Raw genomic sequence first — 23993 nt, 5'->3', positions numbered from 1 at the left:
AAGCTAAAAACCTATTCAAAAAACTATGCTTCGAGTTACACCCTGACACAAGCGGTTATTACTCAGAACCTGATTTTATTAAGATGTTTCAGGAGTTTAAGAATTTCAAACCATCAACAGGCGAAACCGAAGACTTCAACGCTGAGAAGTTCTACAACATCATTAAAATGTTTGAGGCCTTAGAAGACATCAATATCTCGTTTGTTGGTTCTTTCATCTGGCTGACAGATTTAACTCCTGGTGCAATGTATTCACAAAAGGATTTGATTAAAGGAATCACAATTGAAAACTACAATAGCCCGCGATGGGCACGGCTAAAAAAGTCTTGGTACTTCTCCCCTGCTGATTATGTAAAGAAAAACGGCAAGCAAAGAGATTTGGAGGATATAAAGAGTTACTACGGCAGTAAAGACTTTCAAACAAAAGGATCGTTTAAACTAGCAATGTAGTTATTATTCCCCCCGAGGTCGGGCAGGCTCTCGGGGGAACTCTTAAACCCTTTAAATCTATTCTTATGAATGTCTATACAAATGATTGCTTCGAAACTATTCACGGGGCAAAACAGAATCTTTTGAACTACCTCGAATTATTATTTACTAATTCAAGTGAACAGGAAGAAAAAGAAGCACTAACCGAAAGCATCGAGACTATAAATTATCAATCGCAATCTTACGGAGAAAATCAAATCTTAGAAATTATAATCAGCCCTATAGATGGTGCTTACTATATCCGTGGCTTATCAGATTACCAAAACTTACAACTACTTACTTAACTATATCAAAAACCCTTTAATTATGAAAGCATCAAACAGTTTCAAAGAAACAATAAAAAGTCATTTAGAAATCATTGCAAAAAATGATAAGCTTTTTGCAGTAACCTATACAAAAGAAAACAAAAACATAGACGATTGTATTACCTACATTCTAAACAAAGTAAAATCTTCGGGTTGCAACGGTTTTGCAGATGAAGAGATTTTTGGAATGGCAATTCATTATTACGACGAAGATGATATTAAAGTCGGAAAAGCTATTAATGCTAAAGTAGTTGTTAATCATTCGCAACCTAAAAAAGTTGAAAAACAAACCGAATCTGTAAAAGTTGCTAAAGTCAAACAAAGCAACCCATCATTAAACCAAATGGAACTTTTTTAATTGTAGAATATGAAACCAAAAACTAAAATTCAAAAAGCCGTTGACGAATTTGCATACTATTTGCCAAACCTAAACGAAAATCAAATAGAATACGCTAGTTCCAAGTTCTTTCAAAAGATGTGCTACAGAACAAAAAATACAGCTTTTTGTTTAGAATGTGGCAGCGATATCGATGTAAAGGAAATTCAACGAAATAAAGTAGAATGCACAGAGTGTAATTCCATATTAAAAGTTACTACAAGTAAAAAAAGAAGCTACGACAGTCCATTCTTCTATTTTGCTCTAGCAGACTTAATCAGTAATGATCAATACGACTTTCAAGTTGTGAGAATTTTTGAATTCCGAAAGTATCATAAAAAAGGACACAAAGCTAATGTGTACTGTAGCGAAGTTTGTCAGAATTGGTACAATGCAGATGGAAAGAGAGTTATAAATTCCTGTTTAATTACGAGTTTTGGAAATTTTCAAGGAGATATAGAAATCAGAACTGAAAGCTATTGGAAATCTTACGAAGTATCTCCTGATTTACACTGTAAAACATCAAAATTCCGACCAGAATACAAACGTTTAGGTATTGATCACAATTTAAAATATTGCTCTTTAATCCCACTGGTTAAAAAACTAAAATATTGCTCAAAAACAGAAACATTAATCAAAGCCGGCTACTACGGAACTGTAAATAAATGCCAAGACTACGAATTAAGTAAATTCTGGCCAACATTAAAAATTTGTCTAAGAAACAAGTATAAAATACAAGATTCATCAATGTACATTGATTACCTCAATCTTCTCGAGTACTTTAAAAAAGACTTGCGAAACTCGACGTTTGTCTGCCCTAAAAACCTTAAAAAAGAGCACGATATTTTAATGAATAAAAAAAGAAAGATATTACAAAAAGCAGAGTTAGAAAGAGAAAAGATTCGAAGTGAAGCCAGAAGAGTGAAAATTGAGAAAAACCAAATTGAATATATCCAAAATAAAGGTGTTTTTTTCGGTGTGGCATTTTGTAAAAATGATATCGAAATCAAAGTTCTTGAATCAGTTCAAGAATTTAAAGAAGAGGGAGATATTCACAATCATTGCGTTTTCACCAATGAATACTACAACAAAGAAGATTCATTGGTTCTTTCTGCTAAAGTTAAAAACAAGCCAGTTGAAACAGTTGAAATTTCATTATCTAAAATGAAAATAATACAATCTAGAGGCTTGGGAAATGAAGCTTCAAAGCACAATAAGGAGATTGTCTCATTAGTTAAAAAAAATCTTCACATCATTAAGCAGCGTTATAGTCAACTTCAAAAAACAGTTTAAAGCTATGAACTTTAAACGCCTGCACCGCAGATAGGCAGATTTGCGGTGTATTAACAACCAACAAGTAAAACCCTTTAAAATTTAAATCATGACAAATTATCTATTAGGACAGTATTTACAAGATTGTATAACAGCTCACAATTGGACTTCTTTCAGTCCAGAAAAACGTGGCAAATCCTTAGTTATCGAATTTAGCGAATTGCTAAAAGAAGACTTGGAAAAACTCGGAGACCATCAAGGAAACTATAAAGAAAAATTTATTACTAAGTTCCGTGACTGGGTTAGATCTAAAAGTAATTGCGCATCTAGTATGATAACCGGAGGATCCAATTTTAATGTTAGGCGTGCACAAAAAGCAAACGCTACAGAACAAAACAAGTACGAATCTTTCATGACCTGGCGAGCAAAGTATTTCGAAGCAGTCAACCGAGTACCTACAAAAAGCCCTGAAGAAGAAATTACTTTAGCAGATCGCAAACTTGAGGAACTAACCAACTTACAAATCGAGTACAAGGAAATTAATGTTTTAATCAAAAAATTAAAGATCAAGGAAAAAAACGAGATTATTGAATTACTTCTAAAAGAAGGGTATTCAAAAGAAGCGATTACCGCACTGAATGAAACCAAGAGGTATAACGGAGTAGATTATGTAATTGAGTCCTACAAAGTCCCCGCTTACACTCTTACAAACAATAATGCAAAGATTAAAGCAGCATCACAAAAAGTAATCATAATGCAAAACCGTATTACTAGAAAAGAATCGTGGGAAGATATCCTTTTCGACGATGGCCGAGTAACGATTGAAGATGACAGGGTAAAAATTATCCACGACAACAAACCTAATATCGAAATCATACAAGAACTTAAAAAGAACGGTTTCCGCTGGTCCCCCTTCTGGAAGTGTTGGTGTCGGAAACATACTGGTAACGCTATTTCGGTTACCAAAGGTTTAAGCTTTATCAGCAAATCAAACTAACTATTTACTAAAACTAAAAAACATGTACGACTCATTAATTACGCTTATCCAGATGTTGGATAATTCTAAAGAACTAACTGTATTTAAAATACAAGGAGAGGCTATTTACATTACTATAAGCGACTTAAATCCCTATTTGTATCATTACAGCCACGATGGAATTTCAGAAGCAATCGAAGAACTAGAAGACTTACTATAAAAAGAAAACCCCGTAGACGGGCAGGTCTACGGGGTCAAAATATCAATATAAAACCCTTTAAAAATCTTATATTAGGGCAAATTTACTAAAATTAAATGATAATGACACTACAATCTCAATTTGCAAAATACATTCGTGATAGGCGCTTAGAATTAAAAATGACACTTGATGAAGTTTCTATTTTAGCTTATGGCGATAACACACGAAAGTCGATGCTTTCCAACATTGAAAACGAGAAGCGAACGGTAACAATTGAGACTATGGAAAAGATTTTGACAGCTCTAAATTCAAGGTGTGAATTTATTCAAAACAAGTAAATGAGGTCAAAATTCAGGGCATAAAAAAACCCTATTTATTACTAAATAAGGTTTTTTAATACCGTTTAACATTAAACTGCTTGTATATCCGTAGGGCAAGTGTAGTAAAAAAAACTTATAAATAACATCTACAAATTTAACTACCAACAACTTACAATATACATTTGTGATCCAACCAGGATTCGAACCTGGGACCTACTGCTTAGAAGGCAGTTGCTCTATCCAGCTGAGCTATTGGACCATTTTGGGTTTTATTGGTCGGGGTGGCAGGATTCGAACCTGCGACCTCCTGGTCCCAAACCAGGCGCGATAACCGGGCTACGCTACACCCCGAAAACTGCGGAGAGACAGGGATTCGAACCCTGGCGACGGTTACCCGTCGACAGATTAGCAATCTGCTCCGTTACCACTCCGGCACCTCTCCGTTGCATTAGAGAATTACTCTCTTTGCGGTTGCAAACGTACCACAACTTTTCAATTCACACAAGTGTTTTTATACAAAAATCCAGATTATTTTTAGTCGTTGCATCAAAACCGCTAGCTATCAATGCGCTAGTGGTATAAAATAAAAGCACAATTTAAGCGGGCTTCGACGCATTCTCAGAAAAGGGCTGTAATCCGGGCTTAAAAAGTACTTTAGAAAGAGATTAATGCGGTTTATTTGCCGAATAATGATTAAATTCGCCTATTCAAACTAATAAAAACTATCTATTATGAATAAAAAAATCGTAATCGTTTCAGCAGCAAGGACTCCAATCGGAAGTTTTATGGGAGCCCTATCTACAGTTCCTGCACCGAAATTGGGTGCTACTGCTATAAAAGGTGCTTTAGACCGTATTAAGCTCGATCCAAAACTTGTTGATGAAGTAATTATGGGTAACGTTGTTCAGGCAGGCGTGGGTCAGGCACCGGCGCGTCAGGCAGCTATATTCGCAGGATTGTCTAATGAAGTGGCTTGTACTACGGTCAACAAAGTTTGTGCTTCTGGTATGAAAGCCATTATGCAAGGTGCTCAAGCGATCATGAGTGGAGATGCGGAAATCGTTGTTGCCGGTGGTATGGAAAACATGAGTATGATTCCTCATTACCTCCCGATGAGAAACGGACAGAAATTCGGTCCTACGACCTTAGTAGATGGAATGCAAAAAGACGGTCTTACCGATGCTTATGACAACAATGCCATGGGTGTTTGTGCCGATTTATGTGCTACAGAATACAAAATCACTCGTGAAGAGCAGGATGCATTTGCCATTGGATCCTATACCAAATCTTCTCAAGCTTGGGAAGCGGGAAAATTCGACAACGAAATCGTTCCCGTAGCCGTTCCTCAAAGAAAGGGCGACCCGATTACGGTTACTAAAGACGAGGAGTATACCAACGTAAAACTAGACCGTATTCCTACGCTTAACGCCGTGTTTACCAAAGACGGTACCGTAACCGCTGCCAATGCTTCTACCATCAATGACGGTGCTGCAGCAGTAGTGTTGATGAGTGAAGAAAAGGCTTTGGAATTGGGATTAAAGCCGTTGGCTTACATCAAGGGATATGCCGATGCAGCACAAGAGCCACAGTGGTTTACCACAGCTCCAGCTAAGGCTTTGCCGAAAGCGCTTAAAAAGGCGAACTTGGAATTGACCGATGTGGACTTCTTCGAATTCAACGAGGCTTTTGCCGTAGTTGGTTTGGCCAATGCTAAGATCTTAAATTTAGACGCCGACAAAATCAACGTAAACGGTGGAGCGGTTTCTTTAGGTCACCCACTGGGATGTTCTGGCGCGAGAATCATCGTAACTTTATTAAGTGTATTGGAACAAAATAATGCAAAAATAGGAGCTGCTGCAATCTGTAACGGTGGCGGTGGTGCTTCTGCTATGGTTATTGAAAGAGCCTAATTCGCTATATTTATAAAAAGATGGGTTTTGATTGTAAAAACAAAACCCATCTTTTACTTTTGTATTCTAAAATTCCCTTTCCATGTTTGCCATCTGTAATCTCGCTATAGTTCCCCTACGTAAAGATCCCGCTGACACCAGCGAAATGGTATCTCAGGTACTTTTTGGAGAAGCTTTTAGCATCGTGGAGCAAACGCCCAAATGGTCGTTGATTACCCTGGCTTTTGATCGCTATCAGGGATGGATAGACAACAAGCAATACCAAGTGATTACCGAAGGTGAATACAACCTTCTCGCTCAAAGTCCTGCTGTTTTAAGCGGTGATTTGATCGATTTTATCACGACTCCCGATCACGCCTTAATACCGATTCCCCTGGGGAGTTCTCTTACTTTTTTAAATCAGCCTTCCGTCAATTCGCAACAATTTGCCTTTGAGGGCAGCACGCTGAGCGGGCAATCGCCCAAATCCAATCTGTTAAACACGGCTTTTCTTTATTTAAACGCTCCCTATCTATGGGGTGGAAAAACGCCTTTTGGCATAGACTGCTCGGGTTTTACACAGATGGTTTACGCGATTAACGGCTACCAAATTCCGCGAGACGCCTCGCAACAGGCTACTATAGGTGAGGCTTTGAGCTTTATCGAAGAGAGCGAAGTGGGCGACTTGGCCTTTTTCGACAACGAAGAGGGGGTGATTGTCCATGTGGGCATCATCATGGAAAACAACTACATCATACACGCGCATGGAAAAGTGCGTATCGACCGACTGGATCACTTGGGAATCTGCAATGTGGATTCGGGACGACACACCCACAAACTGCGAGTGATTAAAAAAATCATTTAATCGGCTCATCCGCTGCCGATTTAAAAATAATAAAAAGCGTATCTTTGTCGAAATTGAATTTTTATGATCACTTTCGAACATTTTAACCTCCCCAAAGCTTTAGACAAAGCTCTAAGTGAGTTAAATATCAATCACCCCACTCCGATTCAGGAAAAATCTTTCTCAGCGATATTGTCCGGTAGAGATGTTATGGGAATTGCACAAACGGGTACTGGAAAGACCTATGCCTATTTATTGCCCATACTCAAACAATGGAAATTTGCTAAGACCGATACACCTAGAGTGGTCATAATCGTTCCTACTAGAGAGTTGGTAGTCCAAGTGGCTGCTGAAGTGGAGAAACTGACGCAATACATGTCTATCCGCACCTTGGGCATTTACGGAGGGGTCAACATCAACACACAAAAGAAAGCGGTTTACGCCGGTATCGATATACTCGTAGGCACGCCAGGACGAACCATGGATTTGGCTTTGGACGGTGTGGTGCGTTTTGACGCCATGCAAAAACTGGTTATCGACGAGTTCGACGAGATTTTAAATCTGGGCTTTCGCTTTCAAATCACTTCGATCCTATCGATGATGAAGGCCAAACGCCAAAACATACTGTTTTCCGCCACGATGACCGAAGAGGTGGACGAGATGCTCGAAGATTACTTTGACTACCCTGAAGAGATCACCCTAGCCCCATCGGGCACTCCTTTGGAGCAAATCGAGCAGCAGTTGTACATGGTGCCCAACTTTACGACTAAACTCAATTTATTGGCGCATTTGTTAGCGGATAAAGAGACGTTTAATCGCGTGTTGATCTTTATCAACAACAAGCGTATAGCCGACTATGTGTTGGAAAAACTAGAGGTGTTGTTTCCCGAAGAGTTTACCGTTATTCACTCCAACAAATCGCAGAATTTCCGTTTGACGGCGATGCGCGATTTTCAGAACAACGAATTGCGCGGTTTGGTCACCACTGATATCATGGCCCGAGGTTTGGACATCTCAGACATCAGCCACGTGATCAACTTGCAGTTTACCGAAAGTCCGGAGCAGTATATGCACCGAATTGGACGTACGGGACGTGCAGACAAAACCGGTGTGGCCATCAGCATCATCGACCCGAAAGAGGAAGATGTGAAGTTTGCTGCCGAAATGTTGATGGAGCGCGAAATCGCGACCCTTGCCATTCCCGAAGGCGTAGAGATCTCCGAGCGTTTATTGGAGTTTGAAAAGAAACATCTCATTCAAAAAAGCGCTCCAAAACGCTATAAGAAAGACGAATCCAAAGGTGCTGCTTTCCACGAAAGATCAGACAAGAACAAAAAGGTCAACCTCGGTGGTCCTGGAAAGCGCAATCCGCGTAAAACCAAACCGACCAATCGCGGTGTTGAAAAGAAAAGAGCCATTGCGGCCAAGAAAAAAAGAAGCTAAACCACCGTTTTTTACATATCAAAAAAACCATCTCCAATGTGGAGATGGTTTTTTTGTGCTTTTACCTTCCCAATTGATTTACCCCCGATCTCGCATTCCAAATGTCGGACTGTTGTTTTTACGGGACTCCACTTGTCTTTAAAGCGGCAATTCGCCCTGCTGAATCGATTTTAGCCCCTCCTACTTCCTCGTTTTACTTTGTACCTACTTTGTACCTACTTTGTATACCGTTTGTACTTATACCGCGTATTAGTGGTGTTAAGACGTTTTTTAGCGCGCTCGATTTGTAGTTGATTTGTCTGTTGTTTGTAGCTGTTTTGTATTTACCGGAATTGTCGCGTTAGGGATTGGAGCATTGTTTGAGCTCTTTTGCCGCAGCGAAGCGCAGGCAAAAAGCGAGTGCGGAAAGCCCGCCCCGTAGGGAACGCCAAAAAACAAGGGCATAAAAAAAAGCCCCAACTCGCGTTGGGGCTCTTAATATATAAGATGAAATCGGGATTAGTTTCCTCCTTTTTCCATTCTTTCTTTCAATTCTGCAAGAGCATCGATATCTCCTAGAGTCGTTTTCTCAGAAGCGTTTGAATTGTTATTCGCCTCTACAGCTTTAACGTTTTTCTCTTCTTCTTGACGGAAAATTGCTGTGTGAGAAGCAACAACTCTTTTGAATTCTTTGTTGAATTCAATAACTTTAAAGTCTGCTGATTCTCCTTTTTTCAATTTTTTACCATCTTCTTTCTCTAAGTGACGAGTTGGAATAAAAGCAACGATATCGTCACCAAATTCTACAGTAGCACCTTTGTCCACGATTTCAGAGATTTCTCCAGTATGGATAGTTCCCACTGCGAAAGCATCTTCGTATTTATCCCAAGGGTTAGCTGTAGTTTGTTTGTGACCTAAAGATAATTTACGACCTTCAACGTCTAATTCCAATACCACTACGTCTAATTTGTCACCTACGTTAACAAATTCAGAAGGGTGTTTGATTTTCTTAGTCCAAGAAAGGTCAGAGATGTAAATTAATCCATCGATTCCCTCTTCTAATTCTACGAATACACCAAAGTTAGTAAAGTTACGAACGATACCTACATGTTTAGAGGCAACTGGGTATTTAGAAGTGATGTCTGTCCAAGGATCTTGAGACAATTGTTTGATGCCTAAAGACATCTTACGCTCTTCTCTATCCAAAGTCAAGATAACTGCTTCTACTTCGTCACCAACTTTTACGAAATCTTGTGCTGATCTCAAGTGAGTAGACCAAGACATTTCAGAAACGTGGATCAATCCTTCAACACCTTCAGCAACTTCGATGAAAGCACCATAGTCAGCTAAAACAACTACTTTACCTTTTACTTTATCGCCAACAGCAAGTTTAGCATCTAAAGCATCCCAAGGATGAGCGAACAATTGTTTTAGACCCAATTGGATTCTTGTTTTTTCGTCGTCGAAATCCAAGATTACCACGTTCAATTTTTGGTCTAATTCCAATACCTCAGATGGGTGATTGATTCTTGACCAAGAAAGATCGGTAATGTGGATTAAACCGTCAACACCACCAAGGTCGATGAATACACCGTAAGAAGTAATGTTTTTAACCACACCTTCTAACACTTGACCTTTTTGTAATTGACCGATGATTTCTTTTTTCTGTACCTCGATATCTGCTTCGATAAGCGCTTTATGAGAAACTACTACGTTTTTGAATTCATGGTTGATTTTCACCACTTTGAACTCCATAGTTTTGTTTACATACTGATCGTAGTCACGGATAGGTTTTACGTCGATTTGTGATCCTGGTAAGAAAGCTTCAATACCGAATACGTCAACGATCATTCCTCCTTTTGTTCTACATTTCACAAAACCGTTAACAATTTCGCCTGTTTCATGTGCAGAAATAACGCGATCCCATGCTTTGATAGTACGTGCTTTTCTGTGTGAAAGAACCAATTGTCCGTATTTATCTTCTCTTACGTCGATTAATACTTCAACTTTGTCTCCTACTTTTAAGTTTGGATTGTAACGGAATTCGTTTAAAGAAATAACTCCTTCAGACTTGGCGTTGATGTCAACGATGGCGTCTCTGTCAGTAATTCTTACTACTACCCCTTCAACAACTTCTTCATCATCTGTAGAGATGAATGTTTTGTCTACTAAGCTTTCGAATTCTTTAAGTTGGCTATCATCTACCGTATCAATACCGTGTTCGTAGCTTTCCCAGTTAAAATCTTGTAAGAACTCGTCTTGTGTTTTTGTTTGTTCAGACATTTGTGCTGATAAAAATTTGTATTCTGAATTTTATAAGTTTCTATATACCAGCTATAAAACATCAGAAGCTGTTGGTTTCTTTTAAAAATACTTTTAGGAAACTTAACTGGTCTAAAAGCTGTGCAAAATTAATACTTATTTTTAACTCTGCAAAAATATTTTAGCTAAAAGTTCTGGTTATCAACATCTCTGCCGGTTTGTACGCTAGAAACGGTATCCCAAACTGACATCGCCTTTAAAATTGGCTACTTGATCGGAGTTGCCCAACAGGCTGTTTCCGAGTCCCGCTTTGAGTTCCAATACAAAGCCCGAATTGTAGACCCACTTTTGTCCGACCGCAATTCCGATGGCCGTTTCAAAAAATCGACGCTCTTCCCCTTTGATCAGCACTTCCTGCTGGGGATCGAATTCCGTGGAAGATTCTCGGCCGCTATAGAAATTGGCAAATCCCTCCACAAACAACCCCTTGCCCCAAAAATTCTTTGGCTTAAGCAGATAAAAGCGGTAGTACGGATTTAATGCAAAATCCTCATAATAGCCTTCACCGCCCTCCTGGGGGTTAAAATTGATCAAGACATTGGCGCCAAATCCGTGTCTGGGTTGATACACGTATTCGTAGCCGCCTTCAAATATTCCGCCGACGGCCAACTTGATTGCACCATAGCGCATTTCGTGCGACGGCATATCGTAATCCAATACCGCTTCGTAAGAAATCCCCTGTCCGTTCATTTGCGCACTGCCCATTAAAGCCACTGCGAATACTGCTAATTTATTCATCATTTTTGCGCATTTTTAACCGTGCAATAGTAGTTAAAATACCCACACAAAAAGATATTAAATCAAAAATATCAGAAAAAATATACACATATTCATTTAGAACGCCAAACTCCGCGTATAAACCCGTATAAGCTCCTGCTTTTCACCAAAAAAACACAAACTACACCGTTGGTAAGACTTCTTAAAATGCACCCCTTATTACCTATGCAATTTGCGAATGCGTTAGAAATCATTTTTACAAAGCGGTCTGCACAACAGTGCTATCTCTTTAAAGCACTGGGCAACAGTCCGAATCGCCTTTTAAAAGCCGCGGTAAAATGTTGTGGGTTTTTATATCCCAAGCGGTCCGATACTTCGGCTACATAACAGTCCTCTTCCAAAAGCAGGTACTGGGCCAGCTCCATCATGCGATCCATTTTGTATTCCCATACCGTACAATGAAAGAGTTGTTTAAAACCCCTGGTGAGCGTTTTGGTAGGCAGTGCCGTCGCTGCCGTCAATTCGGCCAAGGTCAAAGCGGCTGTGGCGTGCAAATCTATATAGGCCTTTACCGCATGCAACTTTTCTATCTCGGTGCTCTTTAGCGCTTTTTCCGCAGGTTGACCCCGCTGATAGGCATCGGCCTGCAACAGCAGCAGCTCGGTAATCTTGGCTTCGAGATAAAAGCTCTTCATCGTGCCGGTATACGGACAGGACTTTAATTGCCGAAGCACGGCATACATTTCTACCGAAATCGGCAGCGCGTATCCGGGCCAATAATGGCGCCCTTCTTTCAATTGCTCGAAAAAGCGCTTTTGAAAATCATTGCCGTCGACAAACAGCGCTTGGACGGCATCGACAGCGGCGCGGATTTCCAAAAAGCTCCCGGTTTGTGCGGTCTGTTGCATCTGGATTTTCTTTTGACCGTCGCAGTGAAACAGCAGGTTGTGTTGCCCACCGTTTACCGACAGCTGCAAACCGTCGTCGCAAATCGCCGTCGAATTTCCAGCTAGGCGAAAGTGCAGCTCCACCACCTCATTTTCGATTTCCAACGCTATCGTTTCCGCCTTGCTCAGCTCATAGTCACAACGCACCAGCTGTACCGCGCGAAACGAGGCTTCCTCAAATTCAAATGCGCCGTGTTTGCCCGTGCCCGTCTCTATGCTATAGGCTTTTTCCGAATACTCCTTAAAGGCCGGTTGCTTTAAATCGTTCCGCTTAATATGTATGTTCTGTTCCCTCATGGTCTCAAATACGTCTTTTTAAACCTCAAAAGCGTTGACTACGCCGCGGTTTTCGTCGGTAAGTTTACCAAAATTATAAAAAATAACCGATGAACTTCAAAAATAATGCCGCCGTCGCCGTAATCGGAGGCGGTCAAGCCGGACTAGCCGTTAGCTATTACCTCACCCAACTCCAAATCGACCACGTCGTCTTCGAGAAAGACCGCATCGGTTCGTCTTGGACGCAGCAACGCTGGGATTCCTTCCGACTAAACACGCCGAATTGGATGAATACCCTACCCGGAGAATTAATGGCGCCCACCGTAGACCCGCATGCCTTTACAAACCACCTCGCTTTTGTCGCCAAACTACAGGATTATGCCCGTATACATGGTTTACCCGTGATGGAACACAGTGAAATTTGCCAGGTAACGCGAGACTCCAATCAGGACTTTTTCCACCTTGAAGTGCAGTCGCCCAGCGGTACTACGCACTGGACCGCCCGTCAGCTCGTCGTTGCAGCGGGAATGATGAATCGACCAAACATCCCGGCCCTTGCGCGACTCCTCCCTCCTTCAATCCGCCAACTGCACGCCATCGATTACAAAAATCCCGATCAGATCGCCGCTACCAATATATTAATCGTCGGCAGTGGACAAACGGGCTGTCAACTGGCCGAAGAATTGTCGGCCACCCATCGCGTATACCTCTCCACGGCAAAAGTGGGCCGCTCGCCAAGGCGCTACCGCGGTTTGGATATGATGGACTGGATGAATAAAATGGGTATAATGGATCTTAGCACACAACTACTCACGGAATCCGGACAGCGGGAGGGGACGCAACCCCAAGTTTCTGGCGTGGGCCACTACGGACATACCATCAGCTTGCAAAGCTTGAGACAGCAAGGCGTTTCGCTACTGGGTCGATGCACGCATCTAGACCGCGACTTCTTGCACTTCGATGCCTCCACTCTCGCCCACATTCACTATGCCGATGCGTTCTCTGCAGCCTTAAAGGCACAGGTAGATCGCTTTGTCGAAAACCACAATTTAAAGGCTATCGAAGACGACAACAACGATTTAGCCGACAGACCCGACTGCGACCAAACGACTACCTACAGCACTCAACTGCCGCTAACCGCCATAGATACCGTGATTTGGGCAACGGGATACCGCGCGGATTTCGATTGGATCAAATTCCCCATCATCGGTTCCAACCAACAACCGATTCACACCGATGGCGTTAGCCCGATTAAAGGTATTTACTACATTGGCTTTCCGTGGCTGCGCAAAAAGAAATCGGGAATCGTCTTTGGCGTTGCTGAAGATGCTGCCTTTATCACGAAACAAATCATCCGTCGCTTGTAGAAGGATGATTTCTTAAGCGGATTCGCTGATTTGCCTTGGCGCTTATTCGTTGATTTGCCGATGCGCGGATGCGCCTTAGTTTGCGGAAAGGAGTTAAGAATTGCATTTTTTATTTGGAAATTGAACCCAGGGAAAAGCTGATTCGGTTATTTGCGGATGCGCGGATACGCCATATTTTGTACAAAGGATTTAAGGATTGCAATTTTTATTCGGAATTGAACTCCTTTGCACGACTAGCGCTCGCGCCAGCATCTTGCTGGTAAAAGCCTATTCGTTGATTTGCGGATGCGCGGATGCGCCTTAGTTTGCGGAAAGGATTTAAGGATTGCAATTTTTATTCGGAAAACGAACTCCAAGAAAACGCTTATTCGCGGATTTGCCTAGGTGCTTATTCGCTTATTTGCGGATGCGCGGATACGCCTTGGTTTGCAGAAAGTATTTAAGTACTGCTTTTTTAATCCCGAAGAGAACTCCTTTGCATGACTAGCGCTCGCGCCAGCATCTTGCTGGTGCGCACAATTAAAAGCCTATTCGCTGATTTGCAGATGCGCGGATGCGCCATATTTTGTACAAAGGATCTACGAATTGCAATTTTTATTCGGAAATTGAACCCAAGGAGAAGCTGATTCGCTGATTTGCCTAGGTGCTTATTCGCTTATTTGCGGATGCGCGGATACGCCTTGGTTTGCAGAAAGTATTTAAGTACTGCTTTTTTAATCCCGAAGAGAACTCCTTTGCATGACTAGTGCTCTCGCCAGCATCTTGCTGGTGCGCACAATTAAAAGCGTATTCGCTGATTTGCCGATGCGCGGATGCGCCTTAGTTTGTACAAAGCAGTTAAGAACCACATTTTTAATCCCGAAAGGAACTCCTTTGCACGACTAGCGCTCTCGCCAGCATCTTGCTGGTGCGCACAAACTAAAAGCTTATTCGCTTATTTGCGGATGCGCGGATGCGCCTTGGTTTGTAGAAAATATACAAGGACTGCGTTTTTAATTCGGAAAATGAACTCCTTTACGCAACCTGGCAAATCAGCGAATAAACAAATCCGCGAATAAGCCAACAATACAATGGGTACCAGCGTGACGCTGGCACCAGCGAATAAAAGCCTATTCGCTGATTTGCCGATGCGCGGATGCGCCTTAGTTTGTACAAAGCAGTTAAGAACTACATTTTTAATCCGGAAAACGAACTCCTTTACGCAACCTGGCAAATCATCGAATCATCGAATCAACAAATCAACAAATCCGCGAATCTGCATAAAACAAAAAACCCCTCGTCTTCACAGACTAGGGGTTCTCAAAAGAAAGGCGACGACATACTCTCCCACATAAATGCAGTACCATCTGCGCTAACGGGCTTAACTGCTCTGTTCGAAATGGGAAGAGGTGAGCCCCGCTGCAATAACCACCTTAAATCGGTTGTTATCCAAGGGTTTGGAATAACGAATATCGTAACATACGAAGATATTTAAATACTTGTATTGTATAAGTAGAAAGTCATCCTGTCCCGTTTAAAAAACGGGACAGTACACATAAGCTTACGGGTTATTAGTACTACTCGACTATGACATTACTGCCTTTACATCTATAGCCTATCAACGTGGTCATCTCCCACGACCCTTTAAAGAAATCTCATCTTGTGGTGGGTTTCGCGCTTATATGCTTTCAGCGCTTATCCCTGCCAAACGTAGCTACTCTGCGATGCCCCTGGCGAGACAACAGATACACTAGAGGTTTGTCCAAATCGGTCCTCTCGTACTAGAATCAGATCCACTCAAATTTCTAACGCCCGCAGTAGATAGAGACCGAACTGTCTCACGACGTTCTGAACCCAGCTCGCGTGCCACTTTAATGGGCGAACAGCCCAACCCTTGGGACCTTCTCCAGCCCCAGGATGTGACGAGCCGACATCGAGGTGCCAAACCCCCCCGTCGATATGAGCTCTTGGGGGAGATCAGCCTGTTATCCCCGGCGTACCTTTTATCCTTTGAGCGATGGCCCTTCCATGCGGAACCACCGGATCACTATGCTCTACTTTCGTACCTGGTCGACTTGTTAGTCTCTCAGTCAAGCTCCCTTATACCATTGCACTCTACGCACGGTTACCAAGCGTGCTGAGGGAACCTTTAGAAGCCTCCGTTACTCTTTTGGAGGCGACCACCCCAGTCAAACTACCCACCAAGCAATGTCCTCCATTATATGGAGTTAGATCTCAAATAAGCAAAGGGTGGTATTTCAACAATGACTCCACAACGCCTAGCGACGCCACTTCACAGTCTCCCACCTATCCTACACATCACTTATCCAAGAACAATACTAAGCTATAGTAAAGGTGCACAGGGTCTTTTCGTCCCACTGCGGGTAATCGGCATCTTCACCGATACTACAATTTCACCGAGCTCATGGCTGAGACAGCGTCCAGATCGTTACACCATTCGTGCAGGTCGGAACTTACCCGACAAGGAATTTCGCTACCTTAGGACCGTTATAGTTACGGCCGCCGTTTACTGGGGCTTCAATTCAATGCTTCTGATTGCTCATAACATCTCCTCTTAACCTTCCAGCACCGGGCAGGTGTCAGGCCCTATACTTCATCTTACGATTTTGCAGAGCCCTGTGTTTTTGATAAACAGTCGCCTGGACCTCTTCACTGCGGCCAGCTTGCGCTGGCGACCTTTCTCCCGAAGTTACAGGTCTATTTTGCCTAGTTCCTTAGCCATGAATCTCTCGAGCACCTTAGGATTCTCTCCCCAACTACCTGTGTCGGTTTACGGTACGGGTACTTATAATCTAAGTTTAGAAGGTTTTCTTGGAAGCCCTTAGGCACACTATCTACTTGTCCGTAGACTCGCAGTACTATCGGTCTTTGCCATCCCAAACGCATTTGACTATCTGGGATATAGCTACAACCTTCAACGAACTATTCCGTCAGTTCGCGGTGCTTTCATCACTCCGTCACTCCATCACAATTATAAGTAGTACGGGAATATTAACCCGTTGGCCATCGACGTCCCCCTTCGGGTTTGCCTTAGGACCCGACTAACCCACAGCTGATTAGCATAGCTGTGGAAACCTTAGTTTTTCGGTGTGCGGGTTTCTCGCCCGCATTATCGTTACTTATGCCTACATTTTCTTTTCTAATTAGTCCAGCAAGTCTCACAACTCACCTTCAACCCCATTAGAATGCTCCCCTACCACTTACAAACCCTTGTCTGTAAATCCATAGCTTCGGTAGTATACTTATGCCCGATTATTATCCATGCTCGTCCGCTCGACTAGTGAGCTGTTACGCACTCTTTAAATGAATGGCTGCTTCCAAGCCAACATCCTAGCTGTCTGGGCAGACAAACCGCGTTTTTTCAACTTAGTATACATTTGGGGACCTTAGCTGATGGTCTGGGTTCTTTCCCTCTCGGACATGGACCTTAGCACCCATGCCCTCACTGTTAGTGAACATTATATAGCATTCGGAGTTTGTCAGGAATTGGTAGGTGGTGAAACCCCCGCATCCAATCAGTAGCTCTACCTCTATATAACTTTATAACTAACGCTGCACCTAAATGCATTTCGGGGAGTACGAGCTATTTCCGAGTTTGATTGGCCTTTCACCCCTACCCACAGGTCATCCGAAGACTTTTCAACGTCAACCGGTTCGGTCCTCCATTTAGTGTTACCTAAACTTCAACCTGCCCATGGGTAGATCACACGGTTTCGCGTCTACCACTACTGACTAAAGCGCCCTATTCAGACTCGCTTTCGCTACGGATCCATGGCTTAACCACTTATCCTTGCCAGCAACGGTAACTCGTAGGCTCATTATGCAAAAGGCACGCCGTCACCCCACTTAAGGGCTCCGACCGCTTGTAGGCGTATGGTTTCAGGATCTATTTCACTCCGTTATTCACGGTTCTTTTCACCTTTCCCTCACGGTACTGGTTCACTATCGGTCTCTCAGGAGTATTTAGCCTTAGCGGATGGTCCCGCCAGTTTCAATCAGGGTTTCACGTGCCCCGACCTACTCAGGATACCACTATTCTTATCTTCCATTACTTATACGGGACTGTCACCCTCTATGGTCAAGCTTTCCAACTTGTTCTAATTCTGTCCGCAAGAAACATCGTGGTCCTACAACCCCAATATTGCCGTAACAACATTGGTTTGGGCTGTTCCGCGTTCGCTCGCCACTACTTACGGAATCACTTTTGTTTTCTTCTCCTCCGCCTACTTAGATGTTTCAGTTCAGCGGGTTTGCCTCCTATCGGATACTATGTCTTCAACATAGTGGGTTGCCCCATTCGGATATCTACGGATCAATTCGTGTGTGCCGATCCCCGTAGCTTTTCGCAGCTTATCACGTCCTTCTTCGCCTCTGAGAGCCTAGGCATCCCCCATACGCCCTTATTTTGCTTATGTGCTTGTGTAATCAATCGAAATCAATTACGTGCTTTCTATTATTTTTATTGTATTTAAATATCTCAATATGTCAATGAACGTGTGGCGGGTCTTTTGTCTTACCAATTGACCCTTGATGCCGTAGTGGAGAATATCGGAGTCGAACCGATGACCTCCTGCGTGCAAGGCAGGCGCTCTAGCCAGCTGAGCTAATCCCCCAATGAATTTAGAAGCTAGTCTTCCAAACGTATTCGGGTTAGTCAACCTCTAAAATTTCCTTTCAATAAAAGTGTGTTTTTCGTGATTCGCAAGTCGAAAATCGTGATTTGTAATCACTTCCTCTAAATACGAGTCGTGTTTTACCCGTAAACCTCCTATGCGTATTGATTTGACTCAAAACACATAAAAAATTGCCTCAGGTGCAACCTGTAGTCCCGGGCAGACTCGAACTGCCGACCCCTACATTATCAGTGTAGTACTCTAACCAGCTGAGCTACGAGACTCTGTACTTTTATTGTGTATTATTTGAATTGAACAGCGAGAGCAAGATAAAATTAGTGCGTATCTCTAGAAAGGAGGTGTTCCAGCCGCACCTTCCGGTACGGCTACCTTGTTACGACTTAGCCCTAGTTACCAGTTTTACCCTAGGCAGCTCCTTGCGGTCACCGACTTCAGGTACCCCCAGCTTCCATGGCTTGACGGGCGGTGTGTACAAGGCCCGGGAACGTATTCACCGGATCATGGCTGATATCCGATTACTAGCGATTCCAGCTTCACGGAGTCGAGTTGCAGACTCCGATCCGAACTGTGACCGGTTTTGTAGATTCGCTCCTGGTCGCCCAGTGGCTGCTCTCTGTACCGGCCATTGTAGCACGTGTGTAGCCCAGGACGTAAGGGCCGTGATGATTTGACGTCATCCCCACCTTCCTCTCAGTTTGCACTGGCAGTCTCGTTAGAGTTCCCGGCATGACCCGCTGGCAACTAACGATAGGGGTTGCGCTCGTTATAGGACTTAACCTGACACCTCACGGCACGAGCTGACGACAACCATGCAGCACCTTGTAAATTGTCTTGCGAAAGTAATGTTTCCAAAACGGTCAATCTACATTTAAGCCCTGGTAAGGTTCCTCGCGTATCATCGAATTAAACCACATGCTCCACCGCTTGTGCGGGCCCCCGTCAATTCCTTTGAGTTTCATTCTTGCGAACGTACTCCCCAGGTGGGATACTTATCACTTTCGCTTAGCCACTCAGTCTTGCGACCGAACAGCTAGTATCCATCGTTTACGGCGTGGACTACCAGGGTATCTAATCCTGTTCGCTACCCACGCTTTCGTTCATCAGCGTCAATCAATTGATAGTAACCTGCCTTCGCAATTGGTATTCCATGTAATATCTAAGCATTTCACCGCTACACTACATATTCTAGTTACTTCCCAATAATTCAAGTCCGACAGTATCAATGGCCATTTCCTAGTTAAGCTAGGAGATTTCACCACTGACTTATCAAACCGCCTACGAACCCTTTAAACCCAATGATTCCGGATAACGCTTGGATCCTCCGTATTACCGCGGCTGCTGGCACGGAGTTAGCCGATCCTTATTCCTACAGTACCTTCAAATACCCTCACGAGGGTAGGTTTATTCCTGTATAAAAGCAGTTTACAATCCATAGGACCGTCTTCCTGCACGCGGCATGGCTGGTTCAGAGTTGCCTCCATTGACCAATATTCCTCACTGCTGCCTCCCGTAGGAGTCTGGTCCGTGTCTCAGTACCAGTGTGGGGGATCTCCCTCTCAGGACCCCTACCCATCATTGCCTTGGTATGCCGTTACCATACCAACTAGCTAATGGGACGCATGCTCATCTTTTACCGATAAATCTTTAGTTGTCAAATGATGCCATCCAACAACACTATAAGGCATTAATCCAAATTTCTCTGGGCTATTCCTTTGTAAAAGGTAGATTGCATACGCGTTACGCACCCGTGCGCCGGTCTCAAGGAAGCAAGCTTCCTCTACCCCTCGACTTGCATGTGTTAAGCCTGCCGCTAGCGTTCATCCTGAGCCAGGATCAAACTCTTCATCGTATTTTTTTAATATATTTAGATAGTTTGCGCTAATTCTTGAAATCTTGCGATTTCCTTACTCTCTCTTATTTGCTGTCAATTCAATATGTCTATGAACGTGTCTTCTTGTTTTCGCTTGTCTCTCAAAGCGGATGCAAAACTACAACTTCTTTTTTAACTGGCAAGGTTTTTGTGAGAAAAAATTTCTCTTTATTTTCTTGTCAATAATGTGTCAGAGCGTTGTTTCCTTGCGGATGGCAAAGATACAACTTTAATTTCCTAAGAAACAAATTTAATTTTTACAAATCTTTAAAGAGCGAACTCCCCAATTGTGTTTCTTATTTTCTTAACTCCGTTTCTCAAAGAACTTCTGCGGTAATGCGAGTGCAAAAGTAGGTCTTTTTACCAGCTTTCCTACTTTTTTAATGTTTATTTTAAGGGGATTTTGCCGGGGATATGGTAACCAGCTGTTAACATAGAAGATAGCTTGGTTTTTTTTTTGCGGATTTGTTTATTCGTTGATTCGCTTATTCGCCGGGATGCGGAGAATACACGATTTGTGGAAATAGTTAGTTCATTGCAGATTCGAGGATTCGTTGATTCGCGGATTCGAGAGTGGCGTAGAATAGAAGATAGCTTCTTATAGTAAAGGGCGGATTCGAGGATTTGTTTATTCGCGGATTTGCGGATTTGTTGATTCGCTTATTTGCCGGGTTGCGCAAAGGAGCTCATTTACGGATTAAAGATGTAGCTCTTACATACTTTCTACAAAACAGGGCGTATCCGCGCATCGGCAAATAAGCGAATAAGCGTTTTCTTCGTGCGCACCAGCAAGATGCTGGCGCGAGCCACACATATTCGATATTTGCATAAACAAACTCAGTTTCCGAATAAAAAATGCAGTTCTTAAATATTTTCTACTAACCAAGGCGCATCCGCGCATCCGCAAATAAGCGAATAGGCTTTTACCAGCAAGATGCTGGCGCGAGCGGCGTTTTCGCTAGGTTGCGTAAAGGAGTTCTTTTCCGAATAAAAAATGTAGTCCTTAAATATTTTCTACTAACCAAGGCGTATCCGCGCATCGGCAAATCAACGAACAGACCCTTCCTATATATAGTAGCGGCAATCCACACACCACCAAACGGCATCCTCTTCTTAAAAACGGGTAGACAATTTGGTTTTAATGCTTTCAAACACCTCATCTACGGTTTCCTTACTGGGGAAATGGCTTTTTTTATCTTGTAAATGCAAAATCGCATGCGGCCAAGGAGCAATCATGGCTTCAACAGCAGCAATAGGAACCATATCGTCTTTAGGGGAATGCCAAAACTCCATGGGCACTCCTAAAGCTGCCGCCTCAAATCCCCAGTCAGAGACCTGCATTTTAGCTTCTCGCGCCACCCCTACACAGGCATTGGACAAAGCCGCATCAATCCGCCTTTTAACGCCATCCGTATCCTTAAATTGGCGCTGGAGTTCCTTGAGAGAATCGTAATAATCTTGTGCTATTTCTCCTTCACTACTGCTCTTGAAGCGCTCGTAACTCTCCCGTTCTTCTCGGGGGTAATGACTCAGTATTTTCTGATTAAATACGGTAGGCACAGCACTCAGCAGCCAAAGCTGTTTGACGCGCTCCTTAAAATACCAGGCCTCCGCCCAAGCATAAGGAGCACCGGCAGACACCGCTATGGTACCGAAATCTCCAATTTTAAGTTCATCCAACAACGGGGCTATCCACGCCCCCCAATCGGATATCGATTTCAATTGTCCCGTTGCCGTTGACTCGCCATAACCGGGACGATCGATAGCGAGCAGCCGCAAACGCGCTTCTTTAGCGTGAACCGACCAAGAATCCGGCAACAGCGAACTCCCCAACAAACCGTGGTGCACCAATATTGGAAAGCCCGTTTCGTCACCGTAAACCCGATAACTAATTTGCCCTCCATTCCGCGTGCTATAAACTTCTAATTTCTTCATTTTTACAAACCTTTACATTGCCTAAATATACCCAATAATACCCTCATTTACAAATATATAATCCCATTAAAAGTCAAAAAAAACTGCATTGATATGCCACAGCCGCTATTTTAGTGAGAAATCCAAGTGGTGTTTTTGTGATATAACAAGTCCGAAAGCCAATTATTAAACAAAAAAACAACATACCTCTAAAATTGAAACAATATTTGCATAATTAATTTAATTATCATATATTTATTACGTTTTCTAGAAAATTACTTTTTTTAACCTTTAAAAAATTAAATTATGAAAAATCACGGCTTCGCATTTGTATTTCTCGCGTTGGCAACCCTAACGGGATGTCAAGATAAAAAAGAAACCCTTCCTGCAACCCCAATCAACACCCCTGATTCGCTAACAGCTCCTACAGACGACAAGCCCGAAACTCCAGCAGAAGTGGCCGAATACCGAATCATCAGCAATTCGACTATCGACGATTTAAACCAAAGGATTGCGGCAAAAAAAATCACTTCAGAAGAGGAAATGATGCACGAATACAGTCCTAAAGACAAACATGCGGAAGCCAATTACAAATACGTGATTACCAAACTGTCTTCGGGCAACGGAAAAACCCTAGTGCAGCTTCTCGAAGAAAACCTCTCCGACGACTCTGTGAAAGACAGAAAAGTAATTATGCGAGTGGTAAAGAACAGCAACGGCAAATCCAGTGTGGATGAAATCAAAGAGAGTTATATCTGTCGATTGGACCGCGGTCAACAAGAGTGGAGCGCGAGTTTTTGTCAGTAATTTCCCCACTGTAAATACCTCAAGGGCTAATTGAACAAGCTCTTTATTCCAAATAAAAAACTAAAAGAGATTGACTTCTGTTGGAAGCTGTCTCTTTTTCTATATTTGCACTTATGGCAACCGACCGTAAGCACCTCATCGCCCCATCTCCTTTCCCATGATACTAGAAACCGAACGCCTGCAATTCGTCGCTATGAACGCGATTTACATCCCCTCCTTACTAAACATGTACAACGATGCCCAAACGATGAAGTACATTCCGAACAATCTCGTACGGTGGACGGAGGCCGACCTCATGGAAAAATGGGCAGCTCATGTAAAAAACAACGGTACGGGCATGGGAATTTACGCTCTGATACAGCGGGAAACCGGCGACTTTATCGGGCAAGCCGGTGTATACAACTCGTTTGATAATCCAAAAGATTTAGAAATCGGATATATTTTAGGAAGTCGCTTTTGGAATGAGGGCTATGGCACGGAAATCTGCCGAGGTTTGATCAATTATTGTTTTTGCCAATTAGACGCTCAGCATGTGAGCAGCAGAATGTACGCACACAACATCGGTTCAGTACGGGTTTCCGAAAAATCGAGCATGCAACTTGTGGAAAAGACCAAAATGGACGATGAGCGATATCGATTGACCTACCGCATCACGCGCAGTACTCAAAGGGCTTAAAACAAAAAAGACTCCCCATAGGCAGTCTTTTCGCTATTTATTCTTGTGTAGGTTCTTCTACTTTTTTTCCAATATTCATATTGGGAAATTTCTTTTGTATGGACTTTAAAGTAAACTCGTTAATTTCCACCATCGCCTCTTGGCTGGGAAGTTTTAAATGCTCTGCATTGTGTTTCATCAACTCTTCTAAAAGGATTTGAGTTCTCAACAATTGAAAATTTAAATCAATGATTTCGCCTACTACGTCAATATCTCCTAATTTCATACGTTCTATTTATTTTGGTTTTAGGCCGATGCCCATTTATTAATTGATTACGACCAAAAATAGGTAAGAAATTTTAATTAAGCCAAGGAAAAGTATTTTTAGATTTA

18 protein-coding genes, 5 tRNA genes and 3 rRNA genes are annotated in these 23993 nt (G+C 42.8%); 13 read left to right on the top strand and 13 right to left on the bottom strand.

Annotated elements, in window-relative coordinates:
• The first annotated feature begins 83 nt into the window (after positions 1-83).
• From ACQZ43_RS07945 to ACQZ43_RS07915, 7 genes are all read left to right on the top strand, one after another.
• Positions 84-449, top strand: coding sequence for a hypothetical protein (locus ACQZ43_RS07945; RefSeq protein WP_430611444.1), 366 nt, complete (start codon positions 84-86; stop codon positions 447-449).
• A gap of 65 nt (positions 450-514) precedes the next feature.
• Positions 515-772 carry a hypothetical protein gene (locus ACQZ43_RS07940; protein WP_430611442.1) on the top strand — a complete coding sequence of 86 codons (258 nt, stop codon included), beginning with the start codon at positions 515-517 and terminating at the stop codon, positions 770-772.
• 22 nt (positions 773-794) lie between these two features.
• On the top strand, positions 795-1151 hold the full coding sequence (locus ACQZ43_RS07935; RefSeq protein WP_430611440.1) for a PcfK-like family protein: 357 nt from the start codon (positions 795-797) through the stop codon (positions 1149-1151).
• Positions 1152-1160: 9 nt separating this feature from the next.
• Entirely contained in the window at positions 1161-2462 is a 1302-nt protein-coding gene (locus ACQZ43_RS07930; protein WP_430611438.1) for a PcfJ domain-containing protein, read from the top strand.
• An 88-nt stretch (positions 2463-2550) separates the two neighbouring features.
• Positions 2551-3438 carry a hypothetical protein gene (locus ACQZ43_RS07925; RefSeq protein WP_430611436.1) on the top strand — a complete coding sequence of 296 codons (888 nt, stop codon included), beginning with the start codon at positions 2551-2553 and terminating at the stop codon, positions 3436-3438.
• 22 nt (positions 3439-3460) lie between these two features.
• Positions 3461-3637, top strand: coding sequence for a hypothetical protein (locus ACQZ43_RS07920; protein WP_430611434.1), 177 nt, complete (start codon positions 3461-3463; stop codon positions 3635-3637).
• 101 nt (positions 3638-3738) lie between these two features.
• On the top strand, positions 3739-3954 hold the full coding sequence (locus ACQZ43_RS07915) for a helix-turn-helix domain-containing protein (RefSeq protein ID WP_430611432.1): 216 nt from the start codon (positions 3739-3741) through the stop codon (positions 3952-3954).
• A gap of 167 nt (positions 3955-4121) precedes the next feature.
• Here ACQZ43_RS07915 and ACQZ43_RS07910 read toward each other — a convergent pair.
• The 3 genes from ACQZ43_RS07910 to ACQZ43_RS07900 all read right to left on the bottom strand — a co-directional run bounded on the left by ACQZ43_RS07910 (position 4122) and on the right by ACQZ43_RS07900 (position 4378).
• Positions 4122-4195 (bottom strand) — tRNA-Arg (locus ACQZ43_RS07910).
• A 14-nt stretch (positions 4196-4209) separates the two neighbouring features.
• A tRNA-Pro gene (locus tag ACQZ43_RS07905) sits at positions 4210-4287 on the bottom strand.
• A 7-nt stretch (positions 4288-4294) separates the two neighbouring features.
• Positions 4295-4378 (bottom strand) — tRNA-Ser (locus ACQZ43_RS07900).
• Positions 4379-4667: 289 nt separating this feature from the next.
• On the opposite strand from ACQZ43_RS07900, the gene ACQZ43_RS07895 reads away from it, so the two are divergent.
• The 3 genes from ACQZ43_RS07895 (at position 4668) to ACQZ43_RS07885 (ending at position 8112) form a co-directional block, all read left to right on the top strand.
• Complete coding sequence (locus tag ACQZ43_RS07895; protein WP_430611430.1) at positions 4668-5846, top strand: acetyl-CoA C-acyltransferase; 1179 nt, start codon at positions 4668-4670, stop codon at positions 5844-5846.
• A gap of 82 nt (positions 5847-5928) precedes the next feature.
• Entirely contained in the window at positions 5929-6690 is a 762-nt protein-coding gene (locus tag ACQZ43_RS07890; RefSeq protein WP_430611428.1) for an NlpC/P60 family protein, read from the top strand.
• 63 nt (positions 6691-6753) lie between these two features.
• A complete protein-coding gene (locus tag ACQZ43_RS07885; protein ID WP_430611426.1) occupies positions 6754-8112 on the top strand; it encodes a DEAD/DEAH box helicase in 1359 nt (452 codons plus the stop codon).
• Between the two features lie 498 nt (positions 8113-8610).
• Here the strand turns inward: ACQZ43_RS07885 and rpsA are convergent, their stop codons facing one another.
• The 3 genes from rpsA to ACQZ43_RS07870 form a co-directional block, all read right to left on the bottom strand.
• Positions 8611-10374: a 30S ribosomal protein S1 gene (gene rpsA / locus ACQZ43_RS07880; RefSeq protein ID WP_430611424.1), complete on the bottom strand. Its 1764-nt coding sequence runs from the start codon at positions 10372-10374 to the stop codon at positions 8611-8613.
• 204 nt (positions 10375-10578) lie between these two features.
• A complete protein-coding gene (locus ACQZ43_RS07875; RefSeq protein ID WP_430611422.1) occupies positions 10579-11154 on the bottom strand; it encodes a hypothetical protein in 576 nt (191 codons plus the stop codon).
• A gap of 257 nt (positions 11155-11411) precedes the next feature.
• Positions 11412-12374: a helix-turn-helix domain-containing protein gene (locus ACQZ43_RS07870; RefSeq protein WP_430611420.1), complete on the bottom strand. Its 963-nt coding sequence runs from the start codon at positions 12372-12374 to the stop codon at positions 11412-11414.
• Between the two features lie 89 nt (positions 12375-12463).
• Here ACQZ43_RS07870 and ACQZ43_RS07865 point away from each other — a divergent pair, with 89 nt between their 5' ends.
• On the top strand, positions 12464-13720 hold the full coding sequence (locus ACQZ43_RS07865) for an NAD(P)-binding domain-containing protein (protein WP_430611418.1): 1257 nt from the start codon (positions 12464-12466) through the stop codon (positions 13718-13720).
• 1305 nt (positions 13721-15025) lie between these two features.
• Here ACQZ43_RS07865 and rrf read toward each other — a convergent pair.
• The 6 genes from rrf to ACQZ43_RS07835 form a co-directional block, all read right to left on the bottom strand.
• Positions 15026-15135, bottom strand: a 5S ribosomal RNA gene (rrf, locus tag ACQZ43_RS07860).
• A 115-nt stretch (positions 15136-15250) separates the two neighbouring features.
• Positions 15251-18135 (bottom strand): 23S ribosomal RNA (locus tag ACQZ43_RS07855).
• A gap of 124 nt (positions 18136-18259) precedes the next feature.
• Positions 18260-18333: transfer RNA gene (locus ACQZ43_RS07850), tRNA-Ala, on the bottom strand.
• A gap of 210 nt (positions 18334-18543) precedes the next feature.
• A tRNA-Ile gene (locus ACQZ43_RS07845) sits at positions 18544-18617 on the bottom strand.
• A 68-nt stretch (positions 18618-18685) separates the two neighbouring features.
• Positions 18686-20203, bottom strand: a 16S ribosomal RNA gene (locus tag ACQZ43_RS07840).
• The 16S, 23S and 5S rRNA genes sit together here with 2 tRNA genes alongside, the layout of an rRNA operon.
• A 1134-nt stretch (positions 20204-21337) precedes the next feature.
• Positions 21338-22159, bottom strand: a complete 822-nt coding sequence (locus tag ACQZ43_RS07835) for an alpha/beta fold hydrolase (RefSeq protein WP_430615548.1) — start codon at positions 22157-22159, stop codon at positions 21338-21340.
• Positions 22160-22444: 285 nt separating this feature from the next.
• Between ACQZ43_RS07835 and ACQZ43_RS07830 the strand changes: the two genes are divergently transcribed.
• Both ACQZ43_RS07830 and ACQZ43_RS07825 read left to right on the top strand, forming a co-directional pair.
• The gene (locus tag ACQZ43_RS07830) at positions 22445-22945 is read left to right on the top strand and encodes a hypothetical protein (RefSeq protein ID WP_430615546.1); all 501 of its coding nucleotides are present in this window, start codon (positions 22445-22447) and stop codon (positions 22943-22945) included.
• 157 nt (positions 22946-23102) lie between these two features.
• The gene (locus ACQZ43_RS07825) at positions 23103-23621 is read left to right on the top strand and encodes a GNAT family N-acetyltransferase (protein ID WP_430615543.1); all 519 of its coding nucleotides are present in this window, start codon (positions 23103-23105) and stop codon (positions 23619-23621) included.
• Between the two features lie 37 nt (positions 23622-23658).
• Here ACQZ43_RS07825 and ACQZ43_RS07820 read toward each other — a convergent pair whose 3' ends face one another.
• Positions 23659-23886: a hypothetical protein gene (locus ACQZ43_RS07820; RefSeq protein ID WP_430615540.1), complete on the bottom strand. Its 228-nt coding sequence runs from the start codon at positions 23884-23886 to the stop codon at positions 23659-23661.
• Positions 23887-23993: the final 107 nt, after the last annotated feature.

This window comes from Flavobacterium sp. JP2137, assembly GCF_050562195.1.
In the GTDB taxonomy this organism is placed as follows: Bacteria; Bacteroidota; Bacteroidia; order Flavobacteriales; family Flavobacteriaceae; genus Flavobacterium.
The sequence above is the reverse complement of the archived record's forward strand: the minus strand, read 5'-3'. Positions and strand labels throughout refer to the sequence as shown.